We start from the raw sequence: 17,776 nt of genomic DNA, 5'->3' as shown, positions 1-17,776 counted from the left end.
ATGCGCATCTGCGGAATAAAGTTGACACATGACGGAGCAATTGCTGTCGTCGAGGACGGTCGGCGTCTTTTTTGCGTCGAGCAAGAGAAGCGCGGCAATGGTCCTCGCTATCAGTCCGTCGACAATCTCGATGCAGTCGTCTTCGCCTTGGCGGAGCATGGCCTGAATCCGCGCGACATCGATCAGTTCGTGATTGATGGCTGGGACGGGGAGAATGAATCGCAGTTCCAGCTCCTAAGCGGAGCGGTGCCGGTCGCGCTAAAAGGCGCGCCATATGTCGAGCGTCATGCTGAGGGCCTCCTTGATTCCGTCGACGGCTATGGCCTCCTCCTCGGAGGCGAGGAGTTTCCATATAAGAGCTACCCGCATGTCACGGGCCATGTCGCCTCAGCATATAGCACCAGTCCTTTCGCCAGCGCGGGGAAACCCGCGTTGTGTCTGGTATGGGACGGCTGTATCTTTCCACGCCTTTACTATGTCGAGCCCCAGGGCGCGCGGCTCATCGGATCGCTGTTTCCGATGATTGGCCATGCCTATGCCGCCGCGGGCCTTCACTTCGGCCCATACCGGCAGCCGAACCGCTCCAGTTGGGATTTGGGCATTGCTGGCAAGCTGATGGCCTACATCGAGCTTGGTTCCGTGGACGAAAGCATCGTGGAAGTGTTCCAGGAGCTTTATGAAACGCGCTCAGCGGCTGACACGGAGCAGGCTCGTCGCTACCGCGAAAACATCAACAATGCGGAAGCGTCTCTCGCAGTTATTCACGACTTCTTCGAGTCAAGCGCATTGCGCCTGAAGGCCAAGCGCGCGGAGGACGTCCTCGCGTCGTTTCATGTGTTTCTGGAACGTCTTCTCGTTAAGGAGATCGCGATGGTTCTGCTACGGCACTCGTCGCTTCCGGGAGCGCGAAATCTATGCATCGCCGGAGGTTGCGGTCTCAACATCAAATGGAACAGCGCGCTTCGCGCGACCGGATTATTCGATGATGTCTGGGTGCCGCCGTTTCCAAATGACAGTGGCTCGGCAATCGGCGCGGCGTGCGGCGCTATGGCAGCGCAAGATGGCTTCGAGCCGTTGGAATGGTCAGTTTACAGTGGCCCCGCCCTGCAGGAGAGCGAGGTTCCGCCGGACTGGGAGGCGGCGCCGTGCAGTCTGCCTGAACTTGCCTCGATTCTTGCTGACAACAAGCCCGTCATCTTTCTTTCCGGGTGTGCCGGGCTCGGGCCGCGGGCGTTGGGCGGTAGAAGCATTCTTGCGGCCCCAACGTCCCCGGAGATGAAGGATCATCTCAACGACATCAAACGGCGCGAACACTTCCGGCCGGTGGTGCCGATCTGTCTGGAAGATCGTGCGCCGGAGATCTTCAGCCCGGGTACGCCAGATCCTTACATGCTATTCGATCACCAAACCCGGGCGAATTGGCGCGACAAGATCCCGGCAGTGGTACATCTCGACGGCTCGGCGCGGCTGCAGACAATTTCCCGCAACTCTCCTCACAAAATTGCTGCGCTTCTCATCGAATTTGAGCAACTCACCGGCATTCCGCTGCTCTGCACCACGAGCGCCAACCTCCATGGACGGGGATTCTTTCCCGATGCTGCGGCGGCATGCCAATGGGGGCGCGTCGAGCATGTGTGGTGCGAGGGCATGCTCTGGAGCAAAACGGTCATCAAGAAGTCATCGCCTACGGAACGACTTCTGTCAGCCTAAGATGAACATGTCCAATATGGCGATCGACCTTGTCGGCGTGAGAAAGTCATTCGGGGACAAGGTTATCGTCAATGACCTGTCGTTCTCGGTTGCGCGCGGAGAGTGCTTCGGGCTGCTTGGGCCAAATGGAGCTGGCAAAAGTACGATTGCACGCATGCTCCTCGGCATGATTTCCCCCGATCGAGGCAAGATTACGGTCCTCGATGAGCCTGTGCCTTCCCGCGCTCGTGCGGCGCGCGTGCGCGTAGGCGTGGTGCCGCAGTTCGATAACCTTGAGCCCGAGTTCACCGTGCGGGAGAACCTGCTTGTGTTTGGCCGCTATTTCGGCATGAGCGCTCGCACGATCGAAGCGGTTGTGCCCTCGTTGCTTGAGTTTGCGCGGCTTGAAAGCAAGGCGGACGTGCGCGTCTCCCTTTTGTCCGGTGGTATGAAGCGGCGGCTGACGCTGGCGCGCGCTCTGATCAATGATCCACATCTACTCGTGATGGACGAGCCGACGACGGGGCTCGATCCGCATGCTCGCCACCTGATCTGGGAACGCCTGCGGGCTCTTCTTGCGCGCGGCAAGACGATCCTCTTGACCACTCACTTCATGGAAGAGGCCGAACGCCTTTGCGATCGGCTATGCGTGCTTGAGAGTGGATGCAAAATCGCCGAAGGCAAGCCAGACGCCTTGATCGACGAGCATATCGGCTGCAACGTGATCGAGATCTATGGCGGTGATCTAGATCAACTCCGGGAGCTGATCAGGCCGTATGCGCGGCATATCGAAGTGAGTGGAGAGACGCTTTTTTGTTACGCGCGATGTCCGGACGAAATCAGCGTGCACCTGCGCGGGCGAACGGACCTTCGCGTTCTGCAGCGCCCCCCGAATCTCGAAGACGTGTTTTTGCGGTTGACCGGGCGCGAGATGGAGAAATGAGCGATGGATGATGGTTATGCGTCGGTCATGCCGGCTAATGCGTACAATTGGACCGCGGTATGGCGTCGAAATTACTTGGCATGGAGGAAAGTCGCGCTTGCATCGCTTCTCGGCAACCTCGCAGATCCCATAACCAATCTGTTTGGCCTTGGCTTTGGGCTCGGACTCATTGTGGGACGGGTTGAGGGGACTTCGTACATTGCGTTTTTGGCGGCGGGTATGGTCGCGATTAGCGCTATGACATCCGCGACCTTTGAAACTCTGTACGCAGCCTTTGCTCGGATGGATGTCAAGCGCACCTGGGAGGGAATTTTGTTCACACAGCTCACGCTTGGCGATATCGTTCTAGGTGAGTTGGTGTGGGCGGCCAGTAAGTCCGTTCTAGCCGGGACAGCAATCGGGATTGTCGCTGCCACCCTGGGTTATGCATCCTGGACGTCGGTTCTTTGTGCGATACCGACAATCGCCCTTACGGGCCTTGTCTTCGCCAGCCTGGCAATGGTCGTCATATCTCTTGCGCCAACTTACGATTACTTCGTGTTTTACCAGTCGCTCGTCCTTACGCCCATGGTGTTCTTGTGTGGCGCGGTCTTTCCGACGAGCCAAATGCCCGACTCATTTCAGCACTTTGCCGGCTTGTTGCCGCTGGCACATTCGGTCGAACTTATTCGCTCAGTGATGCTTGAGCGCGGCGCCGACAATGCCGCCCTACACGTAGGCGCGCTCTGCGTTTACGCGGTCTTGCCCTTTTTCGCGTCGATCGCGTTATTTCGGCGCCGCCTGCTGCGTTGACGTGAGTTCAGCGAAACGGAGAAGTCAAAGCGATGCAGTGTCATGATGCGTTCCGCGGTAGCTCGCGAGTGACCTGGTCTGTCAGAGCAGCTTGTGAAACGGCCTTGAGAAGCCGCGATCGAGCCAGCTCTACGGCCGCCTGTTCGGCCGATCGGACCTTGCAAAGTCGTGTTGTGCTGCCTGGCACGCGCACCGGCTGCGCGTGACTGTACAGATTAGATCGGTGGGACGGCATGGCCTTCCATGGAGAACGGGATGTTGAGCATAGGACTGAGTGGCGGCCTTGACAGAATCTATGAAAGCTCTCCGGAGCTGCCGAATACATTTCTTCACGATGGCGCTGCGGTACTTGTGCAGGACGGCCGCGTAATTGCTGCTGTCGAAGAGGAGCGCCTCAACCGCGTCAAGCACTCCAACAAGTTCCCCAGCAATTCGATCCGATACTGCCTTTCTACCGCAGGAGTCGAGCTCGGCGACATCGACCGTATCGCGTTCTACGCGACTGAAGCTTACTGCAAAGCCATGCTCGAGCGCCTTTCTGTTTCTCAGCCCGTTCCGTTGGACCCCAAACTGTTGCTGCGGCAGCTGTTGGCACGGGAATTCGGGGCCGAGATCGATCCGTCCGGGTTTCCTTCGTGAATCACCACGAAGTACATGCCGTGAGCGCGTTTGCCATGTCCGGGTTCGAGCAAAGTCTGGTGTTTGCGATCGACGGCGGGGGCGATTTTCTCTCAGGCTTAATGGCGGTAGGGTCCGGGACCGTAATTGCGCAGCTTGTAAGTTTCCCGGAACACAACTCTCTTGGGCTGTTCTATCTCGAGACGATCCGATATCTCGGCTGCGGGATGTTCGACGAATACAAAGTGATGGGGCTTGCACCGTATGGTGATCCCGATCGCTATCGCGAGCTCTTCGCGCAGTTCTACGAGTTGTTGGACAGCGGTGGCTATCGCGTTCACCTGGATCGAATCGGACCAGCCCTTTTGCGCAACATCCAGGTTCGGCGAAAGGGAATGCCATTCACCCAACAGCATCGAGATGTCAGCGCGTCGCTGCAGGAAGCGCTGGAGCGGATCGTGTTTCACACCCTGCGGCACCATCGTAAAGCGACGGGCATGACACGCCTGTGCCTAGCTGGCGGGGTGGCCCATAATTGCACGCTGAACGGTAAGCTGCTTTATTCCGGGCTATTTGACGACATCTTTGTTCAACCCGCGGCGCACGACGCCGGTTGCGCACTCGGCGCTGCATTAATGGTATCAAGCGAGCTAGGCAGGCCAGCGCCGCGCGAGCGACTGCCGGACGTTTATTGGGGGCCCGATCTTGGGAACGAGCAAGCCACAGAGCTTGAGCTCAACGCATGGTCAGGCCACCTCGACATTCAACGAAGTGATGACATAGCATCCAGTGCGGCGGACTGGATGGCAAATGGCGCTGTAATCGGCTGGGTTCAGGGGCGCTCTGAGTTCGGCCCACGTGCGCTTGGTAACCGCAGCATTCTAGCGGACCCGCGGCCTGCGGAAAACAAGGATCGCATCAACGCGGTGGTCAAGAAGCGCGAGAGCTATCGCCCCTTTGCGCCATCTGCATTAGAGGAGGATGCGAGCGAGTTCTTTGAGCTCCCCGACGGCACGCGGCAGCTCCCCTTCATGAACTTCGTAGTTCGCGTGCGTGAAGCCAAGGGTAACGTGCTCGGTGCGATCACGCACGTTGATGGGACGGCTCGGCTGCAGACCGTATCGCGCAAGACAAACCCCGCCTACTGGGACGTCATTAATGCGTTCAAGAAGCGAACGAGCCTTCCGATTCTTCTAAATACCTCATTTAACAACAATGCCGAGCCGATCGTGCAGTCCGTGTCAGATGCGATCACCACGTTTTTGACGACTGATCTGGACGGACTTGTTGTTGGGCCGTTCCTCGTCAGGAAGCGGCCAGCATCACTGCAGGATTGGAGTGCGCTGGCTGCGTCATTGCCGCCGTACGCATCCCTTCATCGTGTTCGCTCCCACATAGCGCCAGATCGGCAGGAAACGGTCTGCGAGATCCGCATGGGACATTCCGCCCACTCTAGTATGCGTATCTCACCTGAGCTTTTCGAGATCTTGATGCGAATCGAGGGCGAGGCGTCGCTCGGGTCGCTTTTCGACACAGCCCTGCTGGACCAGGCCAAGCGTGAAGATCTTGTGAAGGAATTGCGGCTCGTATGGGAGCTTCGGGGCGTTCGCCTGCATCCGCTGCACGCGGCTTGCCGTCACGATAATGTACAAAGCGGAACATAGCCATGACTCATGCGCATGGCCACGCCCATGCGTGCATGTGAGGGGACCAGGCCATCCGATGCAGAGCGGGGCATCGGGCATCGGGCTTCGGGCAGGTCGATGCAACACCGTTGAAGAAAGGACGATCGTATTGAGAGAACGCGGCCCGTCACGGATAGCCCTGCTATGAAGTTCTACCGATGCAGCTCGCCGGCACCGCGATTTCAGGCCGTGACGCCGGGCGAGAAGATACGCGAGACGTCTGTACTGACGTCTCTTGTCCAACCAGGAGCGCGCGAAAAGGCAAGGCAGATGGTTAGCGGTTCGAGCAATGATCGGTTCGTAGTGTCCCGGCGACGTACGGGGTTTGGCGACTGTCTGTGGTCACTCGCGGCAGCCTGGCGATTTGCAAAGCAGACAGGACGGACGCTAGCCATTGATTGGCGGGGATCTTGTTATCTTGATGAACCATTCACCAATGCCTTTCCAGTCTTCTTCGAACCGGTTGAAGACATTGGCGGAGTGCGAGTAATTTGCGATGACGACATCAATACGCGTTCGTTTCCAGGACCATTCTTTCCAACATGGTGGAACAAGCCATCTTTCGATTGCATCTATCGACCGGACGAGCAGATTTTCAGGGAACGCGATCAACTCGATCAACTGTTCCAAAGTCAGAGAGATAGTGACGCTAACACGGTTGTGTGTGATGCCTGCCTGATGTGGCGCTGCGATCAGGAAGCGGAACGCGAAATCTTCCGGAGTATTAAGCCGCGGCCTGAAATTCAGGCCCGGATTGATGCTATCTACCGCGAGCACTTTGAGCCGTACAGCGTAATCGGCATTCATGTCCGGCATGGCAATGGCGAAGATATTATGGGGCATGCCCCTTACTGGGCGGACACGGAGCGCGCCTTGCGGCAGATCTACAATGCCATTGATGAGGCCAGGAGTTTATCCCACGCAAAACCTGTGAGGGCGTTCCTGTGCACGGACAGTGCGCTCGTCCTCGAGCAGGTTTCGGTTAAATTTCCCGATGTCTTCGCGATTCCAAAGCAGTTCCAGGCGCCTCAAGCGGGCCCATTGCACCATCCCGCCCTCGGAGCTGAAGGCGGCTTTTCTGCCCTCACCGAGATGTATCTCCTTGCCCGCTGCGACACGGTGATCCGTTTTCCGCCAACGAGCGCTTTTACGCGCTATGCGCGTCTTTTCGCCCCACGCGTTATAGAATTCGATTTGAACGATCCGGGCCGGTTGATCCTGATTGAAGACAACTCGCAAGCGCTTATGGCTTCGTGAAAGTCGCAAACCCGCGTGATCGATCTCACCGCCGCTCTTTACGTCCGATAGCCGTGGAAGTTCTTCTCCGGGCGACGATTTTCTGGCCCGCGGGCTGTCATTGCCGCAACGTTCCAGGGGCGAAGAGAACGAAGCCGCGGCCGAATGCGTTCGGCTAAGGCGCGGCTTCGACAACAACGGCCCTAAAGTGCCGCTGCGTTTTACAGAAGGAGCACGCCTTCGTCTTCGCTTCGGGCGGGCCGCAGACGGAAGCTAAACAACGCTCAATCACGGATGAACATTTCAGCTCGCCAGCTCATGCTTGGAACTAGCGCCGCGAAATCCAGTGCCGCTCAGAGCATGGCGCGATAGATCAAAAGTGGCCGCCGACGAATCTAACGTGCAAGCTTGGTACATCAGTTTTATGTTGGGGCGGCTAATGGCCGTGGCCGTTATCCCCGGGCATTTTTCGACTTCGACGAGAGGCGCCGGCCAGCCGCAGGCTCGTACGGTTGTGCGATCGTGAAAGCGAACGCGGGCTGGGTAGCCCTTTCATGAAGCGGGCGAGTGCTCGCGAACTTACGTAGCAGAGTCACCATCGCTGTCAGAAAGCTCACCTCCGCTGTCTTGAATGCGCCAAGCATTCCGCGTGCGCGACATTAGGACGCAAAACGGAAGCGCATTTACGTACATCGCAGTGGCGCAAATCCTGCTACGCGTGCGCGGGCGCAAAAGTAGAGGAGGCGGCCGTGGGTCTCGATCTGCCAAATGACAATCTGATCCGAGGTCCGCTGCCCGAAGCACATTTGGATCGCCTCGTTGACGCCGTTAATGCGCGCGTTGATCGTGGAGAACCGAAGGTGATGTTACTCACCGGCGCATCGCGCGGAATTGGCCATGCCACTGCCAAGCTATTCTCGGAGGCAGGCTGGCGCATCATTTCTTGCGCACGCCAACCGTTCGACGGCGAGCGATGCCCCTGGGAGGCTGGGAATGACGATCATTTCCAGGTCGACCTCGGCGATCATCGAATGCTGCCGCGCGCAATCACCGAGGTTAAGAAACGCTTGGCCGGTGCGCCCTTGCACGCGCTGGTGAATAATGCGGGTGTGTCGCCGAAAACGCCCACAGGCGATCGGATGACATCGTTGACCACCTCAACCGATACCTGGATGAGGGTCTTTCATCTTAATCTGGTGGCTCCGATCCTGCTGGCGCAGGGTTTGTTTGATGAGCTAAGAGCCGCGTCAGGATCGATCGTGAATGTGACTTCAATCGCGGGCTCGCGGGTGCACCCATTCGCCGGTAGCGCCTATGCGACCTCGAAAGCTGCGCTTGCGAGCCTCACACGCGAATTGGCCCACGACTATGCGCCGCATGGCATTCGCGTCAATGCGATCGCGCCCGGCGAAATCAGGACCGACATGCTGTCGCCCGACGCGGAAGCGCGCGTCGTGGCAAGTATCCCGCTGCGCAGAGTGGGTACTCCGGACGAAGTGGCCAAGGTCATCTTATTCCTATGCTCGGATGCGGCGAGCTATGTTACGGGTGCCGAGGTGCCGATCAACGGTGGCCAGCATCTGTGAAGCGGCCGGCCCGGCGGCGAAGCTGACTTGAGCTTCCCAACGGACTCACGTTCTCCGCTGACCACGCGCATACAATCAACAGAAAATGAATCGAAGGCACACGGCAAGTTTACTGTCGTGCCATGAAAAAGTGTCACGGTTCGATGTCATCTCGTCAACACTTGGCGCTAGATCGAGAGTGACATGCAAAACGAACCTCGCCAATCCGGACATGGGTCCAGGGAGGATGATCAAGGAAACGGAGACAGGCTTATGCTGCATATCCCCTCCTCGAGCGAAAGACCTGCCTCGCAGCCGGAACCGGAGCGTGCCCCCCCGGGGGAGCCGTCGCATGAGAGCGCGCTGGCCGGCATCTACGAAATATCGAAAATACTAAATGCTCCCGGCCGGCTCGAAGTCACCTTGGCCAACGTTCTCGGTCTTCTGCAATCGTTTGTGCAGATGCGACACGGCCTCGTCTCGCTGTTCAACGATGACGGCGTTCCAGAACTTACAGTTGGCGCCGGCTGGAGCGAAGGCACTGACGAACGTTACCGGACGTGCGTGCCGCAGAAAGCAATCCACGAGATCGTAGCGACAGGCAGGTCTCTTATGGTCGAGAATGTAGCCGCCGAGACGGCCTTCAGCGCTGCCGACCGGGAGGTTCTCGGCGCCTCTGATAGTATACCGGTAGCGTTCATCGGGGTCCCGATTCGCGTTGATTCGACGGTCGTTGGTACGCTGACGATCGACCGTATCCCGGAAGGCAGTTCAAGTCTTCTCGAGTACGATGCGCGGCTGCTCGCCATGGTCGCGAACGTGATAGGACAAACGATCAAGTTACATCGCTTGTTCGCCGGCGATCGCGAACAATCGTTGGTGGACAAGGACCGGCTAGAGAAACAGACAGTTGATCGTGGGCCGCCCGCTCGCGAGCGCAAGCAGCTTCAGGCACACGGGATCATTGGCGACAGCCCGGCGCTGAGCGCACTGCTTGAGAAGATTGTCGTTGTAGCCAGATCAAACAGCACGGTTCTGCTGCGTGGCGAATCCGGTACCGGGAAGGAGCTGGTAGCCAAGGCCATTCACGAGTCGTCCGTTCGTGCTAAGCGGCCGTTCGTTAAGCTGAATTGCGCGGCGCTCCCCGAGACGGTCCTGGAATCGGAATTGTTTGGCCATGAGAAAGGTGCCTTTACCGGTGCTGTCAGCGCCCGCAAGGGGCGCTTCGAGCTTGCTGACAAAGGGACGCTATTTCTTGACGAGATCGGAGAGATCTCACCTCCGTTCCAGGCGAAGTTGCTGCGAGTTCTGCAAGAGCAGGAGTTCGAGCGCGTCGGCAGCAATCACACGATTAAAGTCGATGTTCGGGTGATAGCTGCGACCAACAGGAACCTTGAAGAGGCTGTGGCAAGGAGCGAATTCCGCGCGGACCTCTACTATCGTATTAGCGTAGTTCCCTTGTTGTTGCCGCCGCTTCGCGAAAGACGCAGTGATATTCCGCTGCTCGCAAGAGAGTTCCTCAGAAAGTTTAACAGCGAGAACGGCCGCTCTCTTACTCTGGAGGCGAGTGCGATCGATGTACTGATGAGCTGTAAATTTCCGGGAAATGTCCGCGAACTCGAGAACTGCATCGAGCGGACCGCGACACTCAGTGCCGGAACATCGATTGTAAGAAGTGACTTTGCATGCAGCCAAGGCCAATGCCTTTCCACGACGCTTTGGAAAAGCACATCGTATGGCAAGACAGACCCGGCGGCACCGATGCAACCGGTGCCTGCAAAGTCCATCATCCCGCTGGCTGAAACGGCCCCTCCGCCGCAGGCTGTCTGCGAACCGGGCTCATTGGCACCTTCCGGCACAGTTCTCGTTAGTGGTGCGAGAATGGCTGATCGCGAGCGGGTCGTTGCGGCTATGGAAAAGTCTGGCTGGGTGCAGGCCAAGGCAGCGCGCCTACTCGGGCTAACCCCGCGCCAAGTCGGCTACGCGCTGAGGAAATACGGAATCGAGATAAAGCGGTTCTGAGCGCCCCGCATCGGCCTGGACTGATTCCGCCAAATCGATAAGTGAAGACGGTCCGCGTAGTTAATCTAGCAATCTGAGGGGAATGGACCGCCGGGGGCGTCGGCTTGCCACGACCCCGAGAAGGGCTCAACTATTCAGCGACAGATGGGGCGGAGAGCCTCACTTGCGAGTCGCACAATCGCGAACCGCCGGTTGCTCGAAATGCAAAGAGCTATCATCCTTATCTCAATCAAGCCGGATTGGCGAACGCAATGCTTAATGACCCTCGACCGGTCCGGGCCTGCAGGGGATTAGCGGCAGTCAATCCGCAAGCAGTCCCGCCGCCACTTGCCAGCGTGGTGCTGCGAAACAGCGCTGTCCGAGCCTGCTTTGTGCCGGCATCCCTTTCAGGAAGCGCGGGGTAGAGAGGGCGCACTACCCGGTGTTAAGCCTTGTGACAGCGAGCGGTCCCAAGCGGCGGGGATGGTACAAGACTTGCTGTTCTCTTCCCAACTGACGTAACTTTAGGAGCAACACCTTGCATAATATTGTCTGCATCAAGCAAGTTCCGGACTCGGCGCAGATCCGCGTGCACCCCGTGACCAATACAATCATGCGTCAGGGAGTGCCGACCATCATCAACCCGTATGACCTATTCGCGCTCGAGGCCGCGCTGGGGCTGCGCGATCGGTTCGGTGGCGAAATTACCGTGCTTACCATGGGGCCGCCATCGGCAGAGGAGTCGTTGCGAAAGGCGCTGACTTATGGTGCTGATCGCGCCGTCCAACTTACTGATCGCTGCTTTGCGGGCTCGGATACGCTGGCCACTACGTATGCGCTTGCAACAGCGATCCGGAAAATTGGCAAGGAATATGGTCCGGCAAACCTCATCTTCACGGGAAAGCAGACCATCGACGGCGATACAGCGCAGGTTGGTCCTGGCATCGCGAAGCGACTGGGCGTAGGGCAGCTAACTTACGTTGCGAAGGTCAGATCCGTGGACGTCGCCAATGAAACAATTGAAGCGGAGCGGCGCTCGGAAGGCGGTGTGCAGGTTCTGCACACTAGGTTGCCCTGCCTCATCACCATGCTTGAGGCGACGAATCAGATTCGGCGAGGCGCGATGGCGGATGCCTTGCGTGCCGCGCGAGCCAAAATCGTGAAATGGAGCGCGCAAGATGCAGGTGTCGAAGACATCTCCAAATGTGGGCTCAAGGGCTCGCCGACTGTCGTCAAACGTGTGTTCGCTCCCCCTGCGCGGGCCGAGAGGGCGGCGCTGGTTGAGTCCGCCGAGCAGCCGGCGCAGGCGCTAATAGACGCAATCTTCTTGAATCAACCGAAGCTCGAAACCGATCTGGCGACACTTGCTCGTGACGCCCGATCTGGACTGTCCGGGCAATGTTAGCAACGCGCTCCAAGAAATGTATCAACGCTCGCACCCGAGTCGATGAGAGCGCAACATGTCGTTGTGCAACGCGGTAAGCTACCATAAGAGTTTTGCTATGCCATCCGTCGATCTCGCCATCGGCTGAGGCCGCATGTTCCGTAGAGCACGTTATCGCTACGATCGAGTCCGGAGCCGCCCAGGATTGCCGGGGCACGGCCAAACAGGCCTGCGCATATTTCAGATCTTCCGTTTTGTCGTGTTCGACCGTGGAAGACCATTGCTTCCTCCGTACCGGTCGCGAGCAAAGACGGAATACGTCAGCAACCCGGGTCACCATGCTAGCGCTGCCGTCTGCACGTCCAAAGCCCTGTCGCTGGCTTTAAGGAGCAAAGCCAACCTATGCGGCGCCTTTGAAGCAATCCGCCAATTCAGCAGCCGTGTGTATGTGAACAGCCGCTGTTTCGTTCCTGACGGCGGTGCGCAGCCTCTCAAGTGCTATGCACTTGCTATGAGGATAGGTCACAAGTGTTATACCAGCTTCTTCGGAATCTGACGGAGCAAATTCAAGAGTTGGCATGATGGTTGCTGTTAGCCAGTAAAAATTAAGAGGGGGTAACCGCGAATGCGAAGAACAGGCGAGCGGCATGCCACGAACGACCTGAGGCCCTGTGAGGTCGGTAGGCACGAATTGGATTTTACAATGCTGTACCAAGTTGACAGCGGTTCGATGAAATGGCGGCAGCAGCAACCGCGAGGGCTTCATTCATTTGCTCAGGCAGCCAAAGCTGCACCGCGCGACTAGGCGTGTCATTCGCGCATGCGGCATTAGCATCAGAATGGCATGCGCGGCGAAGTATCCAAGACGATTCTCCGCGCGCATGCTCGCCGTGGCTGCCATTGCGGCATCGGATTGCTGCTGGACTGGAAGCCAACCGGATCCTCGCCGCTCCCTCAATGAACGAAGTCCCTTCGATGCGCATGACCAGGACAGAGAAGACCGCAATCTGCCGTGGCCAGGAGAACGACAAAAGTTTGCGTGAAAGGTGAACGCAACATTAGGCCCTTTGAAGCCAATGAACTCAGCGCGGTCAATAGTCGGCCCGGACATGAAGGTAGCTTCGTCAAGGACCGTTTCGCTTCTCATCTGCAGGGAGTCAAATGATATCTCAAGCGTCTCGATTTGCACCGGATCAGCCTCCGAAGTTATCCTGCGAGTACTTGACTGAGCGAGTGCGAGCCTTGTTCGGCCCGCATCCGTTCGCCTCCCAGATGTCCGGAGACCAGGTCGCCAGCCTGCTGCCTGAATACCTAGCGATGTCACAGGCGTTCCCGTACCTGCAGGCAGGGTCGCAAAGGGACCTCATATTCGATGCAATGCATCAAAATCGGGACATTGGGAGGGACATTGAACTGACCAGCGTGGTCGCGAATTTTATCTGCTGGGATGAGACCGGTGGCCATGGCGGGATTCTCCGGGGCGGCAAGGCGGCGTTGCCCGATATTCTTTTGACAGAAAACTTTCACTCCAACCTCTTGAGAAAGGATGCTGCACGACTACTCGGCAGAGCGATAAGGCCCAACTATAGCGACAGGACGAAGCAGTACCTGCATTCTCTCTATGCCGGATTGTCATCGAAAGACCCCCTGGTTCGTTGCGCCTACATGGTCGCCTTTGAGCTCCATGCTGCAGACATGATCCAGTCGCTGTGGACCACTCTGGTCAAAACCTTCAAGGCGCGGCCGGACGATCTTGAGTATTTTCGCGGCCATGTCGGCGGAGAAGATCCCGCGGAGAAGTACCACGGAGAAATGACAGGCCGGCTGATTGGTGAACTTGTGCAGCCTGGCCTTAATGATCGCTTTTTGAATGAATTCGGCCGAGCCTATCGGCTCAGCGTCCAGTGGTGTCGCGATCTGCTCGGAACGGCGGCGCGTACGGGAGATGATCACTCCGAGATGCAACATCATGGCCGTTGTCATTGCGGCGCTATCAAATTCTACGTCAATGCACCTCGAGAGCTCTCTGCAGTTCGATGCAATTGCTCAATTTGTCAAATGTCTGGATTTGTCCACTTGCTCGTACCTGGCGATAAGCTGCGCATCGAGTGCGGCGAAGAGTTCCTCACGACATACCAGTTCAACAAGAATATTGCGCGGCACACGTTTTGCCGGCTTTGTGGCGTAAAGCCATTCTATAGGCCGAGGTCGAATCCCTCCGGGTACAGCGTAAATATCCGATGTCTGGATAGAAAGACCATCGAGCACTTAAGAATATCTGAGTTCGATGGCGCGCATTGGGAGCAAGCATTCCTGTCAATGCAGCAGGACCCGGAGTCATGCTTCGAAGATCAAAGGAGTGAGCTCGAATGGCGCGCGCAATGAAAGATAAATCCTGTCTTCTTTCAGAAGAAGTCCTGACAAAGTACCGGATTGAGCTGCTAGTAAAGGGGTCCGTCGTAATCGCCCCGCAAATGTTATTCACTCAAGACGACATAGCCAGGATCGATCAGCTGCAGGCTGAGATTCCGGAAGAAGAAGTGCGGGAGGGAGATGCGGGCGACTTGCACAGCGTCTTTGTCCAGCGCGTGAGGGTAGACCCGCCCGGCCACGCGCCTAGCAACGTGAGTGGTACTGCTTCGGGTCAGATCATGGAGCTGCTACGAAAGTAGAGATCGCAGCTTCGCGCTAAGAAAGATCTTCGGAGCATCCGCAGATTACGTGGTTCGCCGATGCCAGATGCATCGTATGCCGCCGGGGTCCTTTATCGGCATTCATTTGGATGCGGCGAGTGATCCGGATTTCGAGTACTCGGTGATTGTGCAGCTAGCGAGAGACTTCGACGGCGGTGAATTCGTGGTATATCCAACCGGGTACGAACAACACGTATTCCGGCCGCCATTTGGCGCTGTGCTTGTCACAACCTGTAAGGTCCGGCATGAGGTAAAGCCGGTATCAAGCGGGGAGCGCCGATCCCTCGTATACTTCTGTTCAAAACGCAGCGGCGTGAACCGCCGGATCATCGAGGGTTCTAACGCTCGGCCCTAGCGTGCCGCGCCTGGTATGGGTCTCTGCAAATCGTGGGCTGAGCGAGCTCTCCGGGGAATTGATGGCTTTCCCATCTTGCGGGTCCTTCGTGAGGTCCGACACGAGTCTGGTCGCAAGCGATGGCTTACATTGATCGTACGCGTCCGGTGACGGCCCCTAGTTGGGCGTCTTGAGCGGATGGCCGACCTCGCTCATGGGGCATGAGCGACGTTCTGAGGTTACCAATTCCGGGCGTGAGTTCGTGGACGCGCTTGGCGAGATGATCCAGCAGGCAGGCCAGCACAAGCCTGTGGATCTAGGGCTTGGCTGTGGCGATGAAGTGATCGCTTTGGTCGTGTCATTGTTACTCCAAGCTCTGCGCCCCGATCCGGGCCTTTTCCTCGCCCGTCCATCGTCGGCGACGATCCCAGTGATCACCTCGACGCGACGATCACCTTGCTACTGGCTCGAGCATGGTATTTGCCATCGTTCCTCCTCCACGGATCCGCTCATGCCGAGCTGTATCGCGGGCGCCGAAAGGGGAGCGGTTGGGGCCTCACGCCGTTACAATGGGCCGAATATTTCCACCACAATCACCACAATCACGAGGAGAGTGGTCGCAAAGGCCATGATGACCATTCCGCTGCCCGCAGGTAGGAGGCTGAGAGGCGAGGCGATAGGATTGCAGATCGACGGCATCACACGGGGCGGGAGATTGAGCCTCTCAGTGCTATCGAAGATATAGCTAGTCGGGCGTCGGGACTCACGGACCACACATCCAAAGCTGGGTTGCATCCCCGCGGAATTGTCAGCCAGCTGGTCCCGACCGGGGTTGTCCGGCGGCTGCCCGGGAACGAGCGGCGTTTGGCTGTAGTAGGGACCACCATGCTTGGAGCTCGGTGCCACCTCGCGCAGAGCAGTCTGCCTGACAAATGCGGAACTTGCGCCAGCGGCCACATTCATGGCTTTTGCAACTCCAGATGCAAGCAGAATCAAAGCCAAGTCGAACAAGATCAATCGGATCAGCCTCATTGGGGCTCCGAAGATAGCTGCTGCGGCCGCGTTCTTTGCGGCAACTCCTGCTCCTATGCAGCAATTTACGTGCCGGCAAAGTGCGGTCTTTTGGGGCCGCTTATTTCATAGTGAAACTCGCATAAACCCAAGCCAGCGAGTGCAATCGCCCATCGTATTGTCGAGTTTCAACGTAGGCGTCGCAAATCGGCCAAGCAGGACGTGCAATGCGATTAGCTTTTGGGGTCGGCAACTGCGCTGGCAGCCTTACGCCATGACGCTCGTCGCTGTACAAGCTTCGGCGCACCGCTGGTCTCGTCCGGGACGAACAAGAGCACTCTCATAGGGCCACCATTCATCGTCCGACCAAAGCTTGCTCGGTGATTGGGGCACCTTCGTCGCCACGTGAAGGAAGGGAGGCGCGCGTTCCCGGTGCGCGATGGTGTATCCCAGGCTTCGAAGCGATGAATTGAGCGGCTGACGATGTTTGCTACGACTTCAATAGTCGGTGTTGCTGATCGTGGGCCGCGGGCCTGTTCGGCGCAATCACAACGCACTCCACAGTGCCAGCCTTTTCATCGGCAGCAAGCGGGATCACGCCCTCCTTACGTGTGTGGTCGAATATAAGTCCATCCTTGACGAGACGATCATGCGCCGCCCGGAAGGATGCTGATCGCACATTTCTCACAGATAAAATAACGTTACAGCCGAAATAGTCGACGCCTAGCAGCCGGACGGCAATGTTGTGTAACACCGAGCCGCCACCCCAGCGGCCGTTCGCTTCATTGAACAGCAACCGCCCGTCTTGTGCGAAAATGGCGTCGATGTTGATCATTCCGCGATACCCCAGGTCTCGCGCGAGTGCCACAAAACGGTAGGCATGGGCCTGGGCAGCTAACAATTGCTCTTCCTCCAAGTCGCTTGGAAGCTCAAGTCCCGTCCGGATCAGAGCTCTTTCGGATCGGTCTGCGCTTTTACGCAGACGTATGCTTCCACTATTGACAAAAGCGATTGATGCATCATCCTGGATTGTATACTCGAGATAGAATAAAGATCGGGCCAAGTGGTACGATTCCACGACCAGCGTCTTACACGAGGCTGTTGTCATCTCAGACCACAATGCTTCGGGATCAAACGACGGCCACGAAACCCACCGAGTATCTCTGGCTCCAGGTAGCGGATCGCTCTTATTGCTGGTCAGGATGACGTTTCCAACTCCACCAGCTCCATTATCCAACTTTACAATGACCGTGCCGGTCTCGGATTTGAGGGAGGTGACGGCTTTGAACAGTCCATTTGGGTCTGTCGCGACTGATCCATGGGGGAGCGGAAGTGCAACGCTTGTTGCCAATTGACGGAAGTGGCTCTTGCGATTCAACAGATCAGGCCCGCGCTGCAAAGCGAAGTCGTCACCGGTCTTCGGTATGCCTAGAATGGCCGCCAAGCGTGCGACGCCTTCAGTAGAGTAGCAGGGATACAATTGCCAGTCTGATTTCTGGCGAATATGTCTTTTGAGCCGCTCGACAACAGTTTTGGACAGTAACGTACAATCATCGAGGATTGTCGATTGGCGGCTCGCAGGTACAAGCAGGCGAAGAGCCGATGAATGGAAATTGAGCGTTCCGCCAATGAAGGATAACAGATCGGCCGGGATCACTACCGGAGAGACTATCAGGTCGCCCTCCTGAGCAAACCACGCTGAACGAAATGCCGAGTTGGCGGCCAGCGAAAGTTGAGCTTTTGTTAGGTGGGCGCCCGACATCTGAGGCGTACCGGCATTCATAATCAGGATTCGCGGCATTCTCGACCTCCGGACATCTGGTCG

At 57.5% G+C, this 17,776-nt stretch carries 12 protein-coding genes and 1 pseudogene; 11 read left to right on the top strand and 2 right to left on the bottom strand.

Features of this window, described 5'->3' with window-relative positions; translation table 11 throughout:
* From nodU to CIT37_RS33170, 11 genes and pseudogenes are all read left to right on the top strand, one after another.
* Positions 1–1,710 carry a nodulation protein NodU gene (gene nodU, locus CIT37_RS33220; protein ID WP_014497812.1) on the top strand — a complete coding sequence of 570 codons (1,710 nt, stop codon included), beginning with the start codon at positions 1–3 and terminating at the stop codon, positions 1,708–1,710.
* A 7-nt stretch (positions 1,711–1,717) separates the two neighbouring features.
* The gene (gene nodI, locus CIT37_RS33215; protein WP_014497811.1) at positions 1,718–2,632 is read left to right on the top strand and encodes a nodulation factor ABC transporter ATP-binding protein NodI; all 915 of its coding nucleotides are present in this window, start codon (positions 1,718–1,720) and stop codon (positions 2,630–2,632) included.
* A gap of 3 nt (positions 2,633–2,635) precedes the next feature.
* Positions 2,636–3,424, top strand: a complete 789-nt coding sequence (nodJ, locus tag CIT37_RS33210; RefSeq protein WP_095424422.1) for a nodulation factor ABC transporter permease subunit NodJ — start codon at positions 2,636–2,638, stop codon at positions 3,422–3,424.
* Positions 3,425–3,679: 255 nt separating this feature from the next.
* A pseudogene (locus CIT37_RS33205) lies at positions 3,680–5,706 on the top strand (carbamoyltransferase family protein).
* A 165-nt stretch (positions 5,707–5,871) separates the two neighbouring features.
* Positions 5,872–6,984 (top strand): nodulation protein NodZ, encoded by a 1,113-nt coding sequence (locus tag CIT37_RS33200; RefSeq protein WP_011084832.1) that lies wholly within the window; start codon positions 5,872–5,874, stop codon positions 6,982–6,984.
* A gap of 728 nt (positions 6,985–7,712) precedes the next feature.
* Positions 7,713–8,549, top strand: a complete 837-nt coding sequence (locus CIT37_RS33195; RefSeq protein ID WP_095424421.1) for an SDR family NAD(P)-dependent oxidoreductase — start codon at positions 7,713–7,715, stop codon at positions 8,547–8,549.
* A 252-nt stretch (positions 8,550–8,801) separates the two neighbouring features.
* The gene (gene nifA / locus CIT37_RS33190; RefSeq protein WP_014497807.1) at positions 8,802–10,550 is read left to right on the top strand and encodes a nif-specific transcriptional activator NifA; all 1,749 of its coding nucleotides are present in this window, start codon (positions 8,802–8,804) and stop codon (positions 10,548–10,550) included.
* 517 nt (positions 10,551–11,067) lie between these two features.
* The gene (locus CIT37_RS33185) at positions 11,068–11,934 is read left to right on the top strand and encodes an electron transfer flavoprotein subunit beta/FixA family protein (RefSeq protein WP_095424420.1); all 867 of its coding nucleotides are present in this window, start codon (positions 11,068–11,070) and stop codon (positions 11,932–11,934) included.
* Positions 11,935–13,146: 1,212 nt separating this feature from the next.
* On the top strand, positions 13,147–14,298 hold the full coding sequence (locus CIT37_RS33180; RefSeq protein ID WP_014497805.1) for a GFA family protein: 1,152 nt from the start codon (positions 13,147–13,149) through the stop codon (positions 14,296–14,298).
* Positions 14,283–14,585: a hypothetical protein gene (locus CIT37_RS33175; RefSeq protein ID WP_244611310.1), complete on the top strand. Its 303-nt coding sequence runs from the start codon at positions 14,283–14,285 to the stop codon at positions 14,583–14,585. Before CIT37_RS33180 ends, CIT37_RS33175 begins: the two co-directional genes overlap by 16 nt.
* A 67-nt stretch (positions 14,586–14,652) precedes the next feature.
* Entirely contained in the window at positions 14,653–14,961 is a 309-nt protein-coding gene (locus tag CIT37_RS33170) for a 2OG-Fe(II) oxygenase (RefSeq protein ID WP_304489539.1), read from the top strand.
* A gap of 543 nt (positions 14,962–15,504) precedes the next feature.
* Here the strand turns inward: CIT37_RS33170 and CIT37_RS33165 are convergent.
* Both CIT37_RS33165 and CIT37_RS33160 read right to left on the bottom strand, forming a co-directional pair.
* Positions 15,505–15,972: a hypothetical protein gene (locus tag CIT37_RS33165; protein WP_018647484.1), complete on the bottom strand. Its 468-nt coding sequence runs from the start codon at positions 15,970–15,972 to the stop codon at positions 15,505–15,507.
* A 469-nt stretch (positions 15,973–16,441) separates the two neighbouring features.
* Positions 16,442–17,752: a preATP grasp domain-containing protein gene (locus tag CIT37_RS33160; protein WP_028143989.1), complete on the bottom strand. Its 1,311-nt coding sequence runs from the start codon at positions 17,750–17,752 to the stop codon at positions 16,442–16,444.
* Positions 17,753–17,776 lie beyond the last annotated feature (24 nt).

Origin of the sequence: Bradyrhizobium ottawaense, from assembly GCF_002278135.3 — a bacterium.
Lineage (GTDB): Bacteria > Pseudomonadota > Alphaproteobacteria > Rhizobiales > Xanthobacteraceae > Bradyrhizobium > Bradyrhizobium ottawaense.
The sequence above is the reverse complement of the archived record's forward strand: the minus strand, read 5'-3'. Positions and strand labels throughout refer to the sequence as shown.

Bases quoted from the DNA above. Each gene is read 5' to 3' on its own strand.
- nodU (WP_014497812.1), top strand. From the start codon at position 1: ATGCGCATCTGCGGAATAAAGTTGACACATGACGGAGCAATTGCTGTC.
- nodI (WP_014497811.1), top strand. From the start codon at position 1,718: ATGTCCAATATGGCGATCGACCTTGTCGGCGTGAGAAAGTCATTCGGG.
- nodJ (WP_095424422.1), top strand. From the start codon at position 2,636: ATGGATGATGGTTATGCGTCGGTCATGCCGGCTAATGCGTACAATTGG.
- CIT37_RS33200 (WP_011084832.1), top strand. From the start codon at position 5,872: ATGAAGTTCTACCGATGCAGCTCGCCGGCACCGCGATTTCAGGCCGTG.
- nifA (WP_014497807.1), top strand. From the start codon at position 8,802: ATGCTGCATATCCCCTCCTCGAGCGAAAGACCTGCCTCGCAGCCGGAA.
- CIT37_RS33175 (WP_244611310.1), top strand. From the start codon at position 14,283: ATGGCGCGCGCAATGAAAGATAAATCCTGTCTTCTTTCAGAAGAAGTC.
- CIT37_RS33170 (WP_304489539.1), top strand. From the start codon at position 14,653: ATGCATCGTATGCCGCCGGGGTCCTTTATCGGCATTCATTTGGATGCG.
- CIT37_RS33165 (WP_018647484.1), bottom strand. From the start codon at position 15,972: ATGAGGCTGATCCGATTGATCTTGTTCGACTTGGCTTTGATTCTGCTT.
- CIT37_RS33160 (WP_028143989.1), bottom strand. From the start codon at position 17,752: ATGCCGCGAATCCTGATTATGAATGCCGGTACGCCTCAGATGTCGGGC.